Origin of the sequence: Chengkuizengella sp. SCS-71B, assembly GCF_040100845.1 — a bacterium.
Classification (GTDB): Bacteria; Bacillota; Bacilli; order Paenibacillales; family KCTC-33759; genus Chengkuizengella.
In genome coordinates this window covers 2170985-2190844 of record NZ_JAZHSH010000001.1, presented here as the reverse complement: position 1 = coordinate 2190844, position 19860 = coordinate 2170985, and the positions used below count along the sequence as shown (strand labels likewise).

Genomic DNA, 19860 nt, shown 5'->3' with positions numbered 1-19860 from the left:
TTTTACTGGCTCCTTCTTGCCTTACTATCTCTGCCTAGGTATTTTTTGGAACAATACATCCTATCATTATCATATTCAATCTCCATTTTCATATTTTAATTTCATTTCCTCTAGGACCTTCTCATTATTAGTTACATAAGCACTATTCGGTATATACTTTGCTGCTAAATCATTATGTCGTTTAGCTTCTTGAAAATTCCCTATAGAAACATAACAAGCGAATAATTGCAAGTGAGGAAGCCATGTATAACAATGTTGTTGTATATACGTACTATGCATCGGAATATCAACAGCAGTTGCTATTTTATACCAGTTTATTGCTTTTAGAATCTCTTTTTTTGTTTCGTAAAGATAACCTAATCTACAACAAACCTCTGCACGCGGGTAATCAAGTTGGAAAGATTTCAAACCGTTTAAAATAGCTTTGTCAAATTCGTTTAGTTGAATTAGACAATCAACAATTTTTAAGTATCCATACACTCTTTGATCTACAAGATCAGAATCTTCAAATTCTTTCAAATATTCTTCATACAACTTCAAAGCTTTATCATATTGTTGATTATCATAACATTCATTCGCATAGTTAAACCTATCTCTAATAGATAAAGTCTCCCCTAGTTTCAATGCTTTTTCATATATTTTAATATTTCGATCTGAATGTGCTTTCATTCTTTTATGTTTTATCACAATATTTGTGACGTGTGCAGTTCCTGAGACATCAAGGATCTCGTGAACTTTTCCAACCCACTTAAAATTGCAATCTCTTTTAACAATTCGCTCCCGACGATGTGCAAATGTTGAGTTTCCCTCTGCATCAAAAGCATATTGATATTCCATCAAAACACTCTTCATATTGTGAGTTATCAGCTTATTCTTCAGTTCTAAAATTTGTTGACGACTTTCATCTGGAACAATGTCATCCGCATCAAGCCACATAATATACTCTTTTGTTGATTTTGAAAATGAGAAGTTTCGCGCTTTAGAAAAATCATCTATCCATTCAAAATCATAAATCTTGTCAGTAAATTTTCTTGCAATTTCTTTTGTGTTATCGGTTGAACCTGTATCAACAATGATAATTTCATCCACAATATCAGCAATGGTCGAAAGACATCTTTCCAATACTTCTTCCTCATCTCTAACAATCATACAAAGACTTATAGACGCTTCAGTCATACCATCTACTCCCAACATCAAAAAAATTCATAATTCATGTGACTACATTATTAATATGAACAATGATTCTATATGGTTCTGATAAAAATGAAAAATCATATGATAAATTAGAGGTGAACCTATGAATGAAAAATTAGTGGCATTTATTTGTTGTGTAAGTGACGAGAAGTTGTTTATGGAATGCGTAAAACACATCAGAAGTCTATATGTACCCAAAGAATTTCAAATTGAAATTCTCCCATTATTTAATAGTAAAGACATTACAATTAGTTACAACAAAGCTATGAAGAAAAGTAATGCAAAGTATAAAGTGTACATTCATCAAGATAGTTTTATTATGAATAAAAATTTCATTATGGATATTTTAAAGATTTTTTCGAAAAGTGAACAAATTGGTATGATAGGGGTTGCTGGAGTTGTGCAATTACCACATACAGGCGTTTGGTGGGAAGGTGATGTTCGATTTGGGAAAGTAATTGAATACCGACAAACGTTTAACTATCTTACATTTCAAGAAGTTAAAGAGTTATATGTTAATGTTCATTCCGTTGATGGCTTGCTGCTTGTGACCCAACACGATATCGAATGGGATGAACAAATTAAAGGATTTCACTTTTACGATACATCTCAATGCATAAAGTTTAATAAGAAAGGGTTAAGTGTAGTGATTCCTCGTCAGCCTATGCCTTGGGTACTTCACTTTATAAGGGAAAGACAAACTAACTTTGCAGAATTTAACCAATCACGAAAAAAATTCTTGGATTTATATCTAGATGATCTAAAATCAGGATAGCTTTAGGATAGCTTATTTAATACTATACATTATTATCACTTTCTAAGTTTTCTCGTATCTTTGCAAGACTTTCACAAAATTCTGTTAAAGTTTGTGAAGGTGATGAAACATTGATCCTTACCTTTTCAAGGTATTGTGAAATAGCATGTTTGAAATCTTTATTCGAAGTTAAAAATCCATAGGCTCTACTACTTATTAATGCATGCCCCCATTCCTCTAACCCTTTATTAAACACATTTAACTTGTTTTGGTTTTGACTCGAATGGATTCGAAACCAACTTAGTGTTTCTGGAATATAAATCGTTTTTCCTTTTACAAGTAAAGTAAGCCATGAAGCTATGTCAATATTTATAGGATATTTTCTTCCACAGAAAGTACCAAAAGGGCTAGTTAGATCTCGTTTGCGAAATAAAACAACTGTAGGTTCTCCTATTACGTTTGTTAAAGTCGTAAGAACAATATCCCCTAGTCTCTTACCATCCATTAGAACATCTGTTGGAAACAAACGTGTAGTTGCCGGAATATTTTTCAACAAATTTCCTTGTTTGTCAATAGGTTGACGATGAGCCGTTATAAGTTTTATTTCGTGATTTTTATCCATTAAATAATACTTCATCATCTTTTCAATCTTATAATTATGAAGCAGATCATCATCCATTAGAAAATTTATAAATTCCCCATTTGCTTGATCTAATAACATATTTGCATTTTTAAATAATCTGAGATTATGTTTGTTCTTTATATAAATAATATTTTCATACTGAGGGAGATATTTTTCTTTCATTAATTTTTCAGTTTCCGTATTTGTACTATCATCTCCGATAAGAATCTCAATATTAGGATAAGTTTGTCTTAGTGCGCTTTCAAGACATCGTTCAAAGTACTTCGGTCGATTGAAAGTTGGTATTAATATGCTTACTAAAGGAAATTGTTTATGTTCCCTCGATTCTATTTCATCTTCATAGCTCATGATTTAATAACTCCTTCATTTTAATTGTACTGACAACAAAGCTTTATACTAACATATGTTTTTTCATGCCATCTGTGAAGCTATAAAATTTATTAATAATTGCAAATTAACAATTTATCTTTAATCTATAATGAAGTGACGAATACGAATTACGTGTGAAGTGGAAAGGTTGTTTTAAATATGAGAATAAGTATTATCATGCTGACACACAATCAACTGCCTTATACGAAAAAGTGCATTGAAAGCATAAGGAAAAATACTTCTAGTTTACATTATGAATTAATCGTAGTGGACAATGCATCGAATGATGGTACATTAGACTACTTAAATGAGCAAACTGACCTTCGTGTCATTTCCAATCAAGAGAATGTAGGTTATTCAAAAGCAAATAATCAAGGGGTCAAAATTGCTGTTGGTGATGTCATTGTGTTTTTGAATAACGACACAGTCGTTACACAAGGATGGCTACAATCATTAGTATCTGCTTTATATTCAAAAGAAAAAATAGCTATGGTTGGGCCTGTTACGAATAATGATAATATTAATGGTATACAAAAGATTAAAGTACACTATAACCAAGATACGCTAGAAGGACTTAGTGAATTTTCAGAAAGTCATTGCGCTCAACATGCAAATCGTAATAAGAAAGTCTTAAGACTTGTTGGTTTTGCACTAGCCTGTAAAAAAGAGGTGTTAAATAAGATAGGGCTTTTTGATGAAGCGTTTGGTATTGGAAATTTTGAAGATGATGATTTGTGCTTAAGGATGTTGATAAAAGGGTATGAATTAAGAATTGTCCAAGATTGTTTTGTTCATCATTTTGGTAGTATAACATTTAAAAACAAAGATATAGATTTTGCTAAGTTAATGGAAAATAACAAGATTGTATTTAAAAAAAAATGGGGATTTGATGCACACTATTTCATAAATCCTAGACTAGATCTAATCTCCTTAGTTCCTGAATCTATTTCACGAATTTTAGACATCGGTTGTGGGATGGGTGCGATGGCTCTAGAATTAATGAATCAACGTTCATGCGAGGTTGTAGGAATAGAAAAACATAATCTAGCATTTCATTTTGCAAAACAACATCTTGATCAAGTTTTTCATGAAGATATTGAAACAATTGAGCTTTCAGAAGAAAAGCTAGGAACATTTGATTGTATTATTTGTGCGGATATTTTACAACATTTAAAAGATCCATGGAATATTGTAAAAAATCTGGTGAAGCTTCTAAATGAAAATGGTTATTTAATTGTATCAATTCCTAATGTTTCCAATCTAGAAATAATAGCTGGATTGTTACAAGGTAATTTTTCATATAATACATCAGAAATTTTGAATCAAAAGCATTTAAGATTTTTTACGTACACATCATTACCATTTCTTTTTCCACAAGAGATGGTTATAGAGAATGTGACCTCCATAAATACAAACGTTACAGAAAGAGGGATAGAACTTCTAAAAGAATTAAAAGCATTGGGAGAAAAATACGGTTTAAATACAAATCAACTTAAAGCCACAACATATAAATTTATTGTGAAAACCAGAAAACGATCTCACTAAAATTTTTGAGGGAAAATCCTCTAAAGATTATCCCTCTATATAGCATATCACCAGATTATTTTTTATCGAAACAAACAGCCGCCAATGATCTATCTAGTAAAGTTGCCACACTAGTAGCACCATCACCTGGTTGTAAAAGTAACGCTTTAAGCTCATAATTATTTACACCACAGACTGGGTTTTCATCACAGAAAGTAAAATTTGGCTGTGATTCATGCTCAAAGGATAAAGTTTGAGTAGCATCAGATACACCCGGTATATTTAATAAACTGTCAATTCTATGTGAAGAAGTAACAGTTGATCCTATCATGACTCCATTTCTGCAAAGTGTGTATTCTACCGCAGCATTGGGCGATACTTCAAGAACTTCTGAAGGACCATCCAGATCCAATGACGAGAGAAATTCACAAACAGACCAATCTAGCTTCACGTTTTTGTTCTTATTCCTTACACAAACGGTTACTCCTAAAATTTGTGATGGTGTTCCAGATTCTAAGTTAACAACAGCATCTCTAAAATCACATTCTATCTTTGGATTTTTGTTAAAAGCTGACAAGAGAGTTCCTCCTTTCATAATCAGATAATTTATTCTATTCAACATCAATGTTATTTGTATAGGCAGAATATAAAATCATCCAAAAATGGTCGATTGTAATAGTACCTCTTCAATTTTTAATCAGAAATTCTTATTTGGAACACATCTTGTTAAAGATCATAAAATATCACTGGGAGGGATTTTTTGATGAATTTCATAAATACTCAACTACCCGATGTATTCATTGTAGAACCTCAGTCATTTGTAGATCATCGTGGTTATTTTATGGAGAGTTATCAAAAAGATAAATTTGTTGAAGCAGGTTTATCATCAGATTTTATCCAAGATAATCATTCCTTTTCAAAGGAAGCTGGAGTCATTCGAGGGTTGCACTATCAATTAAATCCTAAATCTCAAACAAAACTAATACGTGTAGTCACGGGTGTCATACTAGATATTGTTGTAGATATTAGAAAAGGCTCCCCTACATTTTCCCAATGGTTAGGTGTCATTTTAAGTGAATATAACAACAGACAATTATACATTCCTAAAGGTTTTGCACATGGTTTTTGTACATTGACCACAAACACAACTATATTATACAAAGTTGATGAACCGTTTTCTTCAGAAGATGACAGAGGAATTGCTTGGAATGATCCTGATATTGGGATCGAATGGCCTGTTTCAAAACCGATTCTATCTACAAGAGATGAAAAACACCCTTTATTAAAAGATATTGAAAATAATTTTTATTGGGAGAAGATAGGATGAACGTATTAATTACTGGTGGTGCAGGTTTTATCGGTAGTCATTTTATACATCATATTTTGGGTAAATATGAGAATTACCATGTGGTGAATGTAGATAGATTAACCTATGCAAGTAATTTGTCTAATGTAGCAAAATTTGAACATCATCCTCATTATACGTTTATAAAAAGTAACATCGAAAACAAAGATCTAATGAATCATATTGTGAAAAGCTATAATATTGATATCATTGTCAATTTCGCAGCTGAAACTCATGTGGATAGAAGTATCCATGATTCATCCATATTTGTGAAAACAAATGTTTTAGGTACCCAAACCTTACTTAATGTAGCCTTGGAAAATAACATTCGAAAGTTTATCCAAATTTCAACAGATGAAGTTTATGGTGCTTTAGGAGATCATGGTTATTTTACAGAAACAACACCTTTATCCCCCAAAAACCCATATTCAGCGAGTAAAGCGAGTGCAGATCATTTGGTTCTTGCTTATCATTCGACCTATGGCATTCCTGTAAATATTACTCGTTGTTCAAACAATTATGGTCCCCATCAATTTCCTGAAAAACTCATTCCAAAATTAATTTTAAACACTTTAAAAGAAAAAAAACTACCTATATATGGCGATGGGAAAAATGTAAGGGATTGGATTCATGTAAGCGACCATTGTGTAGCAATTGACCTTATCATTCATCAAGGTAAATCCGGAGAAATCTTTAATATCGGTAGTCACAACGAACGTAGCAACCTTGAAATCGCCGAATTCATCATAGAAAAACTTGGTAAATCCAAAGATCTAATCACCTATGTACAAGATCGATTAGGTCATGATCACCGTTATGCCATTGATGCTGCTAAAATTACTGAAGATTTAAATTGGAAGCCACACATTACTTTTGAAAAAGGAATAGAAGATACAATTCAGTGGTATGTCAAAAATAAAGATTGGTTGAAGGGAAATTAACGAATATGACTGACATTCATTACAGGTGAGCGTTTTGTTAGAGAAAGAAGAGTTATTCTTCTTTTCTCCAATAAACACTAACATTATCAATTCTTATTAATGATTCATTTATATTGTTTTGTTGGCGAAAATCATGAACCGCTGGTTTACATGTAGGTAACTCATAATCATCAATTATAATAAACCCTCCACGAGAAACCTTATGATATAGATTTGTTAAACTATCCATGGTGGATTCATAAAGGTCACCATCAAGCCTCGCAATAGCGATTTTTTGAATAGATGCTGACGGTAATGTATCTTTAAACCACCCTTCAAGAAATTTTACTTGATCATCAAGTAAATCATATTTTCTAAAATTTTGTTGAACTTGTTCTAAAGAAACACGTAAATAATCACTGGTATATAATGTATCACCTGTATCATGTGGGTATTTTTTCACATTAGGAGCTGGTAAACCTTTAAATGAATCTGCAACCCAAACATTTCGGTTTTGAATATTGTAAGCTTTTAAAAATCCACGCATGAAAATGCAACTTCCTCCTCTCCAGACACCTGTTTCTATGAAATCTCCTTCAACCTTTTCTTTGATAACAGTTTCCATTGCTTCATGTAGTTGGTTCATTCGAAGGCGTCCTATCATGCTATGAGCAATAATCGGCCAATCTATGCCAACTCGTCTAGCTTCAGGATTAGGTTGAGTTACTTGTACTAATTGTAAATTATGGGTTTGTATAAATTCATTTAATTGTGAAGGTATGGGAATTCCTACAGGTTGGTATTTTTCATGTTCTAACCAAATTTCGAACAATATCGCTTTTTTTAATAATTCAAGAAATAAATTTCTTTCATGGTTTACAGTCAATTTGTTCACTCTTCTCATAGTATTAATGAACCTGATTATAATAGAATTTTTCATGTTCAATCTCCTCTTTCCTTCATTTATATTATAATCAATCAACTTATTTATTTAGATGTCTGATTACTTTTGATATTTATCAAGATACTACCGTTTATCATTGCTATTGTAATAATGTTCATGATTTTGAGTATCTGATCACCAATTCTCCTCTATGATCTCACTATTAATAGATACTCCTGCACAATATCCTTCACTTGCTGATTTGATTAAACCAGAAAAGAGATTTTTTGCATCTCCAATAATATATAAACCAGAAACATCGGTTAACCCATTCTGTTTCGTTATATAAGCATCATTTTCATCTATTCTGCAACCTAGCTTTTCTGGAATTTTACAACTTTGAGTTTCTTTTATTCCTTCAATAAAAGCTGCAGTTCTTAAAATAAGTTTTCCATTTTCTAATTGAAAACTTTGCAACTTTCCATTTTCAGAATTCAAATGTTTTATTTTATTCTCTATGATTGTAATTTGATGTTGAACCAAATTCTTTTTTTGTTCCATGTTTAGATTTGCTGAGCCATTAGTAAATAAAACAAGATTTGAACTCCAATTTTGTACCGATCTTGTATATTCAAAAATTCGATCTGAATTCCCTATTACAGCAAGTGGCTGATCTCTAAATTCCCAACCATCACAATAAGGGCAGGGAAACGCACTCCGTCCATAGATTTCTTTTAATCCATCTATATGAGGTAAATGATCCGTTACACCCGTTGCAAATAGTATTTTTAAACTATAAAGTTTAACTCCATTCTTGGTTATTGTTTCAAAATGTTTTTCTTTTTTTTCAACATGAACAACTTGTTCATTCATTAATTCAACATGCTTATATTTTGCTAGTTCATTCCTACTAATATTTTTAAATTCATGAGGTGTTATACCATCCCTAGTTAAATAACCGTGAGATTCATAAGTCACATTATGTCTGGGTTTATTGTCATCAATTAACATTACTTTTCTCTTAGAGCGCCCTAACACAAGTGCAGCACTTAGCCCTGCTGGTCCACCACCTACAATCACTATATCAAAAAGATTTCTTAACTCTTTCATTTATATAACCTCACTTCTATAGATTTCCAGTACTATATTTTTATTGTATTCAAGTTAAAGACTGAACGTATGGACGGCAGTGGAATTGATAAATAAATGATCACTATAACCTAAAAATAAATATATTAACTACCATTACACAATCAATTGAATTCAAACATAATGAACATATTTCATATGAAAAAGTACATCTTTATTTAATATGTAATTGTCTTTCAATTCTTCGTTGGCACATTATCCTTTTCTAAATCATAAAATAAAAGAGAATCAAAAATGAAAACTGCGGAGGGATTTTTTTGAATTTCATAAATACAAAACTGCCTGTAGTAACTATTATAGAACCACAGTTGTTCGAAGATCATCGTGGTTTTGTTATGGAGAGCTATCAAAAAGATAAAGTATAGTCAGCTCTATTAAAAATGATTTAGATATTTATAGAGCTGACAATTTGTTTAGTTACCTTCCAACAGTTCCTTGATTTCAGTGATTTGAGATTGTGGATAACCGAATTTATTTAGACTATACTCCTCTACATGTGACAAGCTATTCTTGTTTTCTCTCCAATCAGGGTAACTTTTTTGGGTAAGTCCAAATGCGTAGAAAACTTTCCAAGCACCATTTAAGGGATCGGCTTCTTCTGTTCTACTTAAATGTTCTGCCATATGAGAAAGTATATAACCAACATCCATCCCAATCTCAACAGCCTTTTTTTTATATTCCGGTTCTATTCTATATAAGGGTAAATCTATTTTTATATTTTTGAAATGTTTTTTCCATAGAGAACTTTTTATCATAACACAACCAAAAAAAATAAAAATTGCATTTGTCATAAATCTTATTGTATATTCTTTTTTTTCAAATAATAGATTTGGAGGGCTAGGGGTGCTTTTTAACCTGTTCAATACAGCAGGCCAAACTAATGAGACAAAGGCTAATTGGGGGAAATCTTCAAAAGACTGGGACATTACTTCTATCCAATTATTATTAGGAACAATCGTATCATCATCTAATATGATTAAATTCTCACCTGTTGAGTGATCAGCCCCATAATCAAACCCTCTTACATTTCCTAAGTTTTGTCCAGGGTCTAGCACTTTCACTCTTGGGTGGTTAAGATGATACAAATAATCCATTACATCTTGATATGGGGGGTGGTTATTTACTAAAATAATTTCTGTATTTTGATCAGTACTCTTAATTACAGCATCTAAACATTTCTTGATCAATGGTAAAGTATTATAACATCTAATTATAACAGAATTTTTCATGTTCTCTCTCCTTTTTCATCTCTTCTAAACTTAAATTTTCATCACTTTCATTTTATTAAATAAATCATTATCTTTTGAAAACATCTTTCAGTATTATATGTTTTTAGATTTTGAAAATTGAAAGTCCATAGTTTGTTTGTATAAATCACTATAAATTATAAAGATTTTGTATATATTCATAAACTCCCTCATTCCATGGACGAAGCTCATCAAAGCCTTGAACTTTTAAAGCCATATTTTCTAAAGTTGAATATTTTGGTCTCAAACTATTCGGTTCTGAATCATTAACTTTAATAGGCACTAAATGATAGTCACTTATACCCAAACTGTCTAGTACAAGTTGAAAATAATCATACTTTGAACAAATTCCACTACTTGTGACATGATAAATCCCATACAAATCAGTCATTATGATTTTAATTATAAATTGAGCTAAATCACTAGTTGGAGTTGGGGATCCAAATAAATCTGTTTCAATGTTTATGCTATTTTTCTTTAATATAGTATCTTGCATCCACTTTATAAACCTCTCACCGCATAACCAAGATGTTCGAATAATAAAGTATCGGCTGTGCAAAGTTTGCACTATTTTCTCTGCTGCAGCTTTAGTTTTTCCATATATATTCACTGGAGAGGGTTCATCAAATTCTGTATAACTAGGATGTAGACCATCAAATACGTAAGCCGTACTTAAAAATAAAAATTTTGCATTAACTTTTTCTGATGCGACAGCTACGTTACGTGTACCTAAAGTGTTTAAATGATAAGCTTGATCAGGATACTTTGTTAGAAAATCTACATTAGCATTAGCAGCACAATGAATGACTATATTGGGTTGAATGTTATTTATAATTTGATTCACTTCATCATAATTTGTTACGTTCATTTCTTCTTTTGTAAATTCATGTAAGTTTAAATTATTATTTCCTGTAAGTTTTATTATTTCTTTTGCTAATTGACTTTTTGCACCTGTAATTAAGATTTTCACTTCCCACCTCCTAAATAAATAACTAGAATATTTCAGAATTTTTCAAGATTTACATCCAAGGATTGATATAGTTCTGATATAATTTCCATTCTTTGAAGAATATTCTCCTTCTCATTCATATATATAATATCTTGACCAATCACTTTTTGGTAAAAAGCATCTATCATATTATAAAAGTGATTATCTTGTTTCACTTTTATTATTTTTTCATTATTTTGTTTCACAACTAATATTTCTGCATCTAAATTTATTGGTCTGGAAAAGCCTCTATTCACTTTTAAATAACCATCACTTCCCCAAATGATATAATCATTACGATACATATACCCAAATCCATAGGTAAGATGAGCAGAGAAAGAAGTGAAATGTAATTGTAAACTACCTCTCGTATCAACCTCTGAATTATCATCTTTATATATTTTATAGTTGTAATCTACTAGTTTCTCATTTGCTAAATTTAAACATAAACTTAGTGGATATATTAAATTATCTAAAATTGCTCCTCCTCCAATTGTTTTTTGGCTTCTAATATTATCTTGTGGTAATGATGGAAAACCGAAAGATGATTCAATGGATCTTATTTTTCCAATTGTACCTTCCAAAACACTCTCTCTGACTTTTTGGTATAGTGAATGATAGGTATACATTAGGGCTTCCATTGCAACTATATTATTTTGTAAAGCTAACGATACTAATTCTTCAGCTTCTTTTAATGAAACTGTAAACGTTTTTTCCATTAAAAGATGTTTTCCTGATTGAAGTACTTTTTTCCCCCATAGATAATGAAGACCTACAGGTAAAGATACGTAAATTGCATCTATATCATCATCATTTATTAGCTCATCATATGAATACGGTAATGTTTTAAATAATTTAGAAAATTTCAATGCTTTATCATTAGATCTAGAAGCTACCCCAGCCAACTGAAAATTTGGATGATTACAAATGGCTGGTAAGAGTGCTTTTTGAGAAATATTTGAACAACCTAAAACACCAATTTTGATGATTTTCTTCATCTATCCATCACTCCAAAGTCTACACATGAAATTATCGTTCTTGCTTCTACATTTACAAAACATTCATTTTTCAACATTTCTTTTAATTGATATAATGTTACCCATTTAAAACCATTTTTTATTTTGATTTCATCTTCTATAAATATGATCATATATTGATTTTGACAATGATAGAATCTTCCTCCTTCTTCCGATAATATTTGGGAATAAAGAATTTTTTCATTTTTTGCATTCTGAAAGAAATCCATATAAGCAACTGAAGAATATGAAGAAACATTATGGACAGTAGGTCCAATTTCAACTCCATCATGGTAACCATATTGCTCACAAGCTTGAGCTAAAAAATGGTAAAGTCCATTTATTTTTTTCACTATAAATCCGTTTAATTTAACCTGATGATCAACAACTATAGGCTGTGACCAAGTATTAACTTCTCTATTTTCTATGTGAATTTTCAAATAATTAACCTCAAATTCATCATAATTATGATTAAAAATACGTTTATTATTTTTATTCCAACCTTTATCTAAAAGTTCATTTAAACTTATCATTTCTATTTCAAATCTTTTCTTCTTTTTAAGATCTAATAACCATGCGTTAATGTGTTCTAATGAATTAACAGCACCCTTATGATTAAGCGCTGATTGCAATAACATTTTGCCATGTATATTCCACTTCATCATTCTTTCAGAATCCTCTAACTTATCAGAGTACTTTTTGTTGTCTAAATTATGGTTAGAAAAACTGAAACATGAAATAATAGATCTCAGATCCATATTAATAAGATTAGGTTTTCTTAATAAATCAAAGATCTCACCCAATGAAATCCAATAAAAATCAGGTCTTAGTTTAATTTGATAACCTTCTGCTAATTCTGCAATCATATTATAATTTCTCTTTGCGTAAAATTTATTTCCTAGTTCTGATTGTAATTGCTTAAATATCACTTTAGAGTTATTAGAATTAGTAAAGTATTCAAGATAAGGCACTGATTTCCCACTATGGACCTGTGTATAATTACTCTCAGTAGCTTGAACAGTTGGAGATACTTGTATGAAATTAACATTTCCTGGCTCTATTTTAAGCTGTACTAATAAATACTTAGCACCATCTTCCTCTTTCATGATTAACCCGAGAATTCCATGTTCCGGTTGATTTATGATTGGACGATATAATAACTTTTTATGAACTTGATCTTTAATTTTCATTCCTTGTATTACAAAAAATTTTCCACTCTCATGTTTAAGATTACCAGAATGATCAAAAAACCATTTGTCCATTTCATGAAAGGAAATGTTTTTAATTAATGGAGTCACTTTATGATCTACGAAACTATTATTTTTTATCCTTTTTGATAATTCTTTTTTATTGATAAATGAGCTAATGAGTAATGGTCTATTTAATGTTGGATTATCTATGACATCCATTCCCCCAACTCCTCCTCAGAGACCCTTCTTCCACTAGCATATACTTTTAACGCATAATATGTGCTTTAGAATTACAATTTCAACTTAAAAACACAAAATAAGATCTCCTTTCAAAAAAACAAATACATATAGAAAAAACGCCACTGATCTCTCAGTGACGTTTTAACTAACATGGGTTGAATTATATTGTTTTTAATTTTGAATTTAAATGATGTATAATATCTTTTCGTGTTACGATTCCAATAAAATGTTCAAGGTCATCAATAATAGGTACAAAGTTTTGTCTGATTGTTAGATCTATTAAATCCTCAATTTCTCCCCGTACATGGATAGATTTATAACTATTGTATAGTGGGATGTCATTTAATTTAATTTTGCTGTAATTGTCAATTGATTCTCCAATCATTTCGTGCATTTGCCATAACAAATCACCCTCAGATATCGTTCCTATATACTTACCTTGATCATCAATAATAGGAACAGTTGCATAACGATAATGTCTCATCTTTTCAAGAACTTGTCTCATACTCCATGATTCATTTAAATAAATGACCTCAGACTTTGGTGTAAGAAAAAAAGCTACGTTCATTAATGTTTCACCTCGGTTAAATTACTTCGTTTTCTCTTTATTAACATTTCATGATTCTATCGAGGGAGTGAGGAATATCATGAATAAATCCATTTACTATCATAACATAAAGTACTCATAATTTCAGATGAATCACAATAAGTGGAAAAAAATTATTACCTCTATAAACTATATTATTCAATATTCTAAAGTTAAATGAATGCTACGTGAAAATAAAATAAATTAAACTTCAAACTACACGCTTGCTGTTTTTTTCTCCGAAACCCTAGCTAGGTTTGTGCTAGAAAGTGTAAACAGGATTAAACCAGACCAAATAAACATAAAACTAATCAGTTGTATTTTTGAAAACGGTTCATGATACACAAATATAGCCAGTATTAAACTTATCGTTGGCGCTAAATATTGAAAAAAACCATTTAATGATAGCGAAATTCTTTGTAATCCCTCAGCAAAAAATAATAATGGCAAAGCAGTTGCTACTCCCGTACAAATTAACAAAATAGTTGTTGATAATGAGGAGGTTAAAAAAGTCCCGGCACCTCTTCCTTGTAAGCTACTTAGATAAATCAATGCTATTGGCAATACTAGAGCTGTTTCAATAGCCAGAGAAAATACAGAATCAAGCTTAATTATTTTTTTTACTAATCCATATAATGCAAAACTAAGGGCTAGAGCAATTGATATTAGAGGGATTTGTCCATGTTGAATCGTTAATATAGCTACACCTATTCCTGCAAAAAACAACGCAATGATATGCCAATTGGACATCTTCTCTCTTAGAACAATCACTCCTAATAAAACACTAAGTAAAGGATTCATATAATAACCAAGACTTGCTTCAACTATTTGTTCATGATTCACAGCCCAAATATATATGAACCAATTACAGCTAATAAGCATCCCTGCAATTAAAACAGGTATCATACTTTTGGGAGTTTTCCAAAACAAATATATCTGCTGCCTGAACGTTGAAGATTTCTTAGTTACATAAATAATTCCGATTACGAAAACAAAAGACCACACAATTCGATGAGCCAAAATTTCTCCTGCTGGGACATGTTCGATCCACTTCCAATAAATCGGAAGCAATCCCCATAGAACATACGCTGCAAGTGAGTATAAAGTTCCAATAAAAAATGTATTTTTATTTGTATTCAAACAAACAACCCCTTGTAATAATTTCGAAATAAAATGATACATAAATAGAATTAAAAAATGTGGAGCCATTCGAATGATGAGCTGTGCAATACCAAACCTCTTATAAAATTATATATATTGTGAAACATCAATCCCATTTAAATGTGATGCTAGCAATAATAAACGCTACAATCATCCATCCACTTAATAAAAGAGCTTCACTCCATAAAGTTGTTAAATCAGCACCTACATTCATAATCTGTCTAAAAGCTGTACTTAAATGAGCAATAGGAAGAGAGTTTACAATAGGCTGTAAATATGATGGCATATCGTCGATTGGAAAAAAGACACCGCCTAGAAACAATAACGGGAATGAAATAAAGCCAGCTATAGGTCCTGCACTCTCAGGTGTTTTAGCTACAGAGGCAATAATGAAACCAATTGACATAAAGGTTAATGTTCCTAAAACGACAAACATAATTAATAATAACCAAGATCCATTTACTTGTGTTCCAAAAATGAAACTTCCTACTAATAATACGATTAAAGCTTGTAGACCATTTAATATGAGTCTAGCTGTAATTTGAGCAGCAATAAAAGTGGACGCTTTCAAAGTTGTACTTTGCATTCTTCGAAGAACTCCTCGTTCTCTCCAGGATGCAATTTGACCAGCCACACCATTAAGGTTATTTGACATGATCATCATCGCTACAATACCTGGGACAAGAAAATCAATGTACTGCAAATTTATAGATTGTAGTCCTTCTTGTTGTACTGTAATAACAGGTTCATAACCAGCCATTTGCTTACTAATATGATCTACTACACCTTCAACTAATCCAATTCCAATCGTTGACCTTAATTGATCAGTTTCATCGTAATACAAAATAATATTGGATGATCCATCTACAGCATTAACTTCATCACTATACCCTTCAGGTACAATTGCGATAAGTTGAATATCTCCTTGTTTAAGCTGTTCCTTTGCAATCAATTCATCTTCTGAAACCTCAAATTGTATAGATACTGGAGCATCAACAGAAGTTTGATTTGATATTAATCCATCTACAAACATCTTGGAATCGTTTGATTCATCCATATCAATGATAACACCTTGTAAAGAAACGTCGTTCCCTCCACCTAAAAAGGAGCCAATCATAATCATTAAAAAAATAGGGAAAAATAATGTCCAAAAAAGAACTTGACGATTACGTATAAATATTCTCAATTGTGCTATCGTTAATTGTCGATATCCCTTCATTCTTCTCTCAGACTCCTTCCTGTCATATGTATAAATACATCCTCTAATGTAGCCGTTCTAGTTTGTAAATCAGCTAAATTAATCTTTTTTTCTTCTGCTTGTTGTATTAAATCTGTTAAAGTTTCCTGTAATTGATCTGTATACAATACATAGGTGTCATGATGAATATCCACTTGCTTCACCGCAGCCATTTTACCAAACTCATGCTCCAACTGTTTTTTATCAGCATCATTCAACAAATCCATATTTGATAAATTAAACTCCACTGCACTTTGCGAGTCTAGGCTTTTTATTAACTCTTGAGGTGTGTTCAAAGCAATGATATTGCCTTGATCTACTAAACATATACGATCACATAATATATGGGCTTCATCCATGTAATGAGTAGATAATATGATCGTCTTCCCCTTCTCTTTTAATTTTAAAATAATATCCCATAACGTTCTTCTAGCTTGTGGGTCAAGGCCCGTTGTAGGCTCGTCCAAGAAAATAACTTTAGGATCATTAACTAAAGCTAACGCAATGGCCAGACGTTGTTTCTGTCCTCCTGAAAGATTTTTTACCCTATCGTTCATTTTTTCCTCTAGATTAACACTTTCTAACAAAGGTTCAATTTCAACAGGCTTAGGATAAAAACTTGCATACATTTGTGTGATTTCTTTTACTTTTAATAAATCAAACAATGAAGTAGATTGAAGCTGAACACCAATGACTTCTTTTACTTTATATAACTGTTTCTGAGTATCGAAACCTGCAACTAAAGCTCTCCCACCATCAGGTTTCCTCAATCCCTCTATCATTTCCATCGTTGTAGTTTTCCCAGCACCATTAGGACCTAATAATCCAAAAACCTCACCTTGCTTTACTTCAAAATCAATTTTATTCACTGCAATGAATTGACCATATTTTTTAAACAATTCTTGTATTTTAATAACGGGTTCACCCCTATTTAATTCACTCATTACTTGCTTCTCACCCTCCTATGAACTTTAAATTTTTATGATTGAACTTAATAAAATCCGAGTGCTTCTAATATTTTTTCTCCAAGTCTCCTATCTTCACCTTTGAAAGGATAACAATGAATATGAATAGCTGGGTTAAAATTCAATTCTATAATGCTGTAATTTTCTTTGATATATTGTGAATGATCATCTTTAATAATCATATCTACTCCACAAATAGAAGCTCCCACTGTTTGTGCAGCAAATACGGCGATATCTTTATACGATTTATGAATAGTATCTGTAAAATCAATACTATCTCCACCAGTACTTATGTTAGAGTTCTCTCTTAAGTAAACGATCTCTCCCATCTTGGGAATGGATTGAAAATTCAACCCTTGACTAGCTAAAAACATTTCCTCACTTTCACCTAATTTGATTTTTTCTAAGGGAGTTCTATATCCCTCACCTCTTAAAGGATTTGTATTTTTTTCCTGTACTAATTTTTCTATATTCGAATGTCCATCCCCTGCTACATTAGCCGGAACTCGATGCAGAATACCTACAACTTCATCTTGAATCACAAAAAACCGATATTCTTTACCACTTATGAATTGTTCTATCAGTATAGAATCGTCGTATTGAAACGCCAGTTCAACAGCTCTCTTGTATGTGTGTTGGGAATAATTCTCTTTTAGTATCGATATACCCAAACCAAAATTTGTTGATTTTGGTTTAATGACAATTGCTATTTCTTTAAAATAAAAGTAATCTGATAATGCTTTATCCATAGCAAGATAATGCTTACCCATAGGAACATTTATGTCTTGTTCATACAACACTTTTTTTGTTACTAATTTATTTTCCATCAATTGAATGGTACTGTATGAATCCAATGATGTTTTCGTTGCTTGTTTAATATATTCTTTCTTAGATCCTTTAAACAATAATATAAAATTGTCTTTTCGATCTAAAATCTCAAAATAAACTCCTTTCTTTATCGCATCTTTTAATAAAATTTGTGTGGATAGTTCCATATCTTCATAGCCTATAAGATTATAAGGTTTTGCTTTACTTCTATTCAAATATTGCTTTGCTTTATCCATATGGAACTGAATAAACGATTTTTCTCGGATTGCTTTTAATATTAGTGATGAGGTACCTTTTTCAGGATGTTTAAATTTTTGTTTTGCATTATAAATAATTTGTTGGAAATATTCCCTCCTTATACCTAGATTAGAAACAAAAGTATCCATCTCATTTAAAATTTCAATCCCCCATGTATGCATTGAAACTACTTCTTGAAATGTTTTAAAAAGCTTCAGGTTTTGCTTTCTGCCTAAGCTAGCAGTTAACTCATGATTTATTAGAGAAGTCATCTGTGAGTTTTCATTTTTATTTATTTCTTTTTTATATAAACCAAATAAAGTAAATAAATGAACAAAATAAAGAGTTTCTAAATCTACACCTATTTTTAAAAATGGATTTAAATCAAGAATCCTTAACTCAAGGTACTCAATTCCTTCCTTCTCTAGTGATGTTAATAAATTAGAATTATTCTTCGATTTCAATCGAACCGGACTATAATATTCTTTAGCACTTTGAAGTTTACCTTCTTTTATCAGCTTTTTCATATCACTTACATACTCATCTACAGTACGATAGGATACAATCAACTCACCTTCATTTCTATAACCACAAACCCCATTCCGAAAAGAACTGGCATATTGAAAATATGAACTTTCTTGATCTAGCTTCTCCATGATCTCTACGCATTCCTTTTTATAACTTGAATGCACACCCGGACTAGCTCCAAACAAATAAATGAGCAACCATCTGTATTCCAAAATATGTCTGCTTATTTGTAAATAAATATCGTTTTTAAACTGCTTAAAAGTTTTATTTGTTTCTGATTCTTTATAAGTTTTTTTTAAAAACTCCTCTTGTAAAGAAAAGTTATAATGAATCCCAGAAATCATTTGTTTCTTCTTACCGTGACCAGCTGCTAATTTCTCTCTGTACTGTTCAGCTTCTTTTCCCTTTTTCGAATTTTCGTATTTTGCAATTGGAATCTGTTCTTCTTCAGGAAGCATAGGGGGATTACTCTGTGGCCATAAATATTCTTCTTTAAGCTCTAATGTAATGATGTGATGGATATTTTCTAGAAAATTAAAACTTTCTTCAAGTGTATGAAACATCGGTGTAATCATTTCTATTTGACTCTCTGAAAAATCAGTCGTAATAAATGGATGTGTTAATTTATTCCCAAAAACTGCAGGGTGAGGGGTTAAAGCGAGTTCACCTAATTCATTCACCCTTACATTTTCTTTTTCTAAACCAAAATTCCCTTTTAAAAGTTCGTGTTCAAGCTTCAAGTTTTGAACAATTTCATAAAATTGATTCTCCATTTAATTTCTTCACCTTCCTTTCTGAAAAGTTTATATCATCCAGTGAAAGAAAAAGTTAAGTAATATAAACTTGCATAATACAA

At 31.2% G+C, this 19860-nt stretch carries 19 protein-coding genes; 5 read left to right on the top strand and 14 right to left on the bottom strand.

The window, feature by feature from the left end; all coding sequences use genetic code 11:
- Window positions 1-75 precede the first annotated feature (75 nt).
- The gene (locus tag VQL36_RS10705; protein WP_349249298.1) at window positions 76-1176 is read right to left on the bottom strand and encodes a glycosyltransferase family 2 protein; all 1101 of its coding nucleotides are present in this window, start codon (window positions 1174-1176) and stop codon (window positions 76-78) included.
- A 121-nt stretch (window positions 1177-1297) separates the two neighbouring features.
- Between VQL36_RS10705 and VQL36_RS10700 the strand changes: the two genes are divergently transcribed.
- Window positions 1298-1969, top strand: a complete 672-nt coding sequence (locus VQL36_RS10700; RefSeq protein ID WP_349249297.1) for a glycosyltransferase family protein — start codon at window positions 1298-1300, stop codon at window positions 1967-1969.
- A 22-nt stretch (window positions 1970-1991) separates the two neighbouring features.
- Here VQL36_RS10700 and VQL36_RS10695 read toward each other — a convergent pair whose 3' ends face one another.
- The gene (locus VQL36_RS10695) at window positions 1992-2939 is read right to left on the bottom strand and encodes a glycosyltransferase family 2 protein (protein ID WP_349249296.1); all 948 of its coding nucleotides are present in this window, start codon (window positions 2937-2939) and stop codon (window positions 1992-1994) included.
- Window positions 2940-3137: 198 nt separating this feature from the next.
- Between VQL36_RS10695 and VQL36_RS10690 the strand changes: the two genes are divergently transcribed.
- Window positions 3138-4505: a glycosyltransferase gene (locus VQL36_RS10690; protein ID WP_413789503.1), complete on the top strand. Its 1368-nt coding sequence runs from the start codon at window positions 3138-3140 to the stop codon at window positions 4503-4505.
- Between the two features lie 55 nt (window positions 4506-4560).
- On the opposite strand, the gene VQL36_RS10685 is transcribed toward VQL36_RS10690, so the two are convergent.
- Window positions 4561-5061: a hypothetical protein gene (locus VQL36_RS10685; RefSeq protein ID WP_349249294.1), complete on the bottom strand. Its 501-nt coding sequence runs from the start codon at window positions 5059-5061 to the stop codon at window positions 4561-4563.
- 186 nt (window positions 5062-5247) lie between these two features.
- Between VQL36_RS10685 and rfbC the strand changes: the two genes are divergently transcribed.
- Both rfbC and rfbB read left to right on the top strand, forming a co-directional pair.
- Window positions 5248-5811 (top strand): dTDP-4-dehydrorhamnose 3,5-epimerase, encoded by a 564-nt coding sequence (gene rfbC / locus VQL36_RS10680; protein WP_349249293.1) that lies wholly within the window; start codon window positions 5248-5250, stop codon window positions 5809-5811.
- Entirely contained in the window at window positions 5808-6770 is a 963-nt protein-coding gene (rfbB, locus tag VQL36_RS10675) for a dTDP-glucose 4,6-dehydratase (RefSeq protein ID WP_349249292.1), read from the top strand. The genes rfbC and rfbB overlap by 4 nt, the downstream gene beginning before the upstream one ends.
- A 52-nt stretch (window positions 6771-6822) precedes the next feature.
- On the opposite strand, the gene VQL36_RS10670 is transcribed toward rfbB, so the two are convergent.
- Together VQL36_RS10670 and VQL36_RS10665 are read right to left on the bottom strand one after the other, a co-directional pair.
- Entirely contained in the window at window positions 6823-7653 is an 831-nt protein-coding gene (locus VQL36_RS10670) for a TylF/MycF family methyltransferase (RefSeq protein WP_349251165.1), read from the bottom strand.
- Between the two features lie 174 nt (window positions 7654-7827).
- Window positions 7828-8742: an NAD(P)/FAD-dependent oxidoreductase gene (locus VQL36_RS10665; protein ID WP_349249291.1), complete on the bottom strand. Its 915-nt coding sequence runs from the start codon at window positions 8740-8742 to the stop codon at window positions 7828-7830.
- A gap of 296 nt (window positions 8743-9038) precedes the next feature.
- On the opposite strand from VQL36_RS10665, the gene VQL36_RS10660 reads away from it, so the two are divergent.
- The gene (locus tag VQL36_RS10660; protein WP_349249290.1) at window positions 9039-9146 is read left to right on the top strand and encodes a dTDP-4-dehydrorhamnose 3,5-epimerase family protein; all 108 of its coding nucleotides are present in this window, start codon (window positions 9039-9041) and stop codon (window positions 9144-9146) included.
- A gap of 48 nt (window positions 9147-9194) precedes the next feature.
- Here VQL36_RS10660 and VQL36_RS10655 read toward each other — a convergent pair whose 3' ends face one another.
- The 9 genes from VQL36_RS10655 to gshAB all read right to left on the bottom strand — a co-directional run bounded on the left by VQL36_RS10655 (window position 9195) and on the right by gshAB (window position 19777).
- A complete protein-coding gene (locus VQL36_RS10655; RefSeq protein ID WP_349249289.1) occupies window positions 9195-10010 on the bottom strand; it encodes a glycosyltransferase family A protein in 816 nt (271 codons plus the stop codon).
- A gap of 148 nt (window positions 10011-10158) precedes the next feature.
- Window positions 10159-10998: an SDR family oxidoreductase gene (locus VQL36_RS10650; protein WP_349249288.1), complete on the bottom strand. Its 840-nt coding sequence runs from the start codon at window positions 10996-10998 to the stop codon at window positions 10159-10161.
- A 32-nt stretch (window positions 10999-11030) separates the two neighbouring features.
- Entirely contained in the window at window positions 11031-12014 is a 984-nt protein-coding gene (locus VQL36_RS10645) for a Gfo/Idh/MocA family oxidoreductase (protein WP_349249287.1), read from the bottom strand.
- Window positions 12011-13441 (bottom strand): NDP-hexose 2,3-dehydratase family protein, encoded by a 1431-nt coding sequence (locus VQL36_RS10640; protein ID WP_349249286.1) that lies wholly within the window; start codon window positions 13439-13441, stop codon window positions 12011-12013. Before VQL36_RS10640 ends, VQL36_RS10645 begins: the two co-directional genes overlap by 4 nt.
- Window positions 13442-13622: 181 nt before the next feature.
- The gene (locus tag VQL36_RS10635) at window positions 13623-14030 is read right to left on the bottom strand and encodes a CBS domain-containing protein (RefSeq protein ID WP_349249285.1); all 408 of its coding nucleotides are present in this window, start codon (window positions 14028-14030) and stop codon (window positions 13623-13625) included.
- 234 nt (window positions 14031-14264) lie between these two features.
- Entirely contained in the window at window positions 14265-15188 is a 924-nt protein-coding gene (gene rarD / locus VQL36_RS10630) for an EamA family transporter RarD (protein ID WP_349249284.1), read from the bottom strand.
- Between the two features lie 127 nt (window positions 15189-15315).
- Window positions 15316-16428 (bottom strand): ABC transporter permease, encoded by a 1113-nt coding sequence (locus tag VQL36_RS10625; RefSeq protein ID WP_349249283.1) that lies wholly within the window; start codon window positions 16426-16428, stop codon window positions 15316-15318.
- Complete coding sequence (locus VQL36_RS10620) at window positions 16425-17390, bottom strand: ABC transporter ATP-binding protein (RefSeq protein ID WP_349249282.1); 966 nt, start codon at window positions 17388-17390, stop codon at window positions 16425-16427. The genes VQL36_RS10625 and VQL36_RS10620 overlap by 4 nt, the downstream gene beginning before the upstream one ends.
- Window positions 17391-17437: 47 nt before the next feature.
- Window positions 17438-19777: a bifunctional glutamate--cysteine ligase GshA/glutathione synthetase GshB gene (gene gshAB / locus VQL36_RS10615; protein WP_349249281.1), complete on the bottom strand. Its 2340-nt coding sequence runs from the start codon at window positions 19775-19777 to the stop codon at window positions 17438-17440.
- Between the last annotated feature and the right edge of the window lie 83 nt (window positions 19778-19860).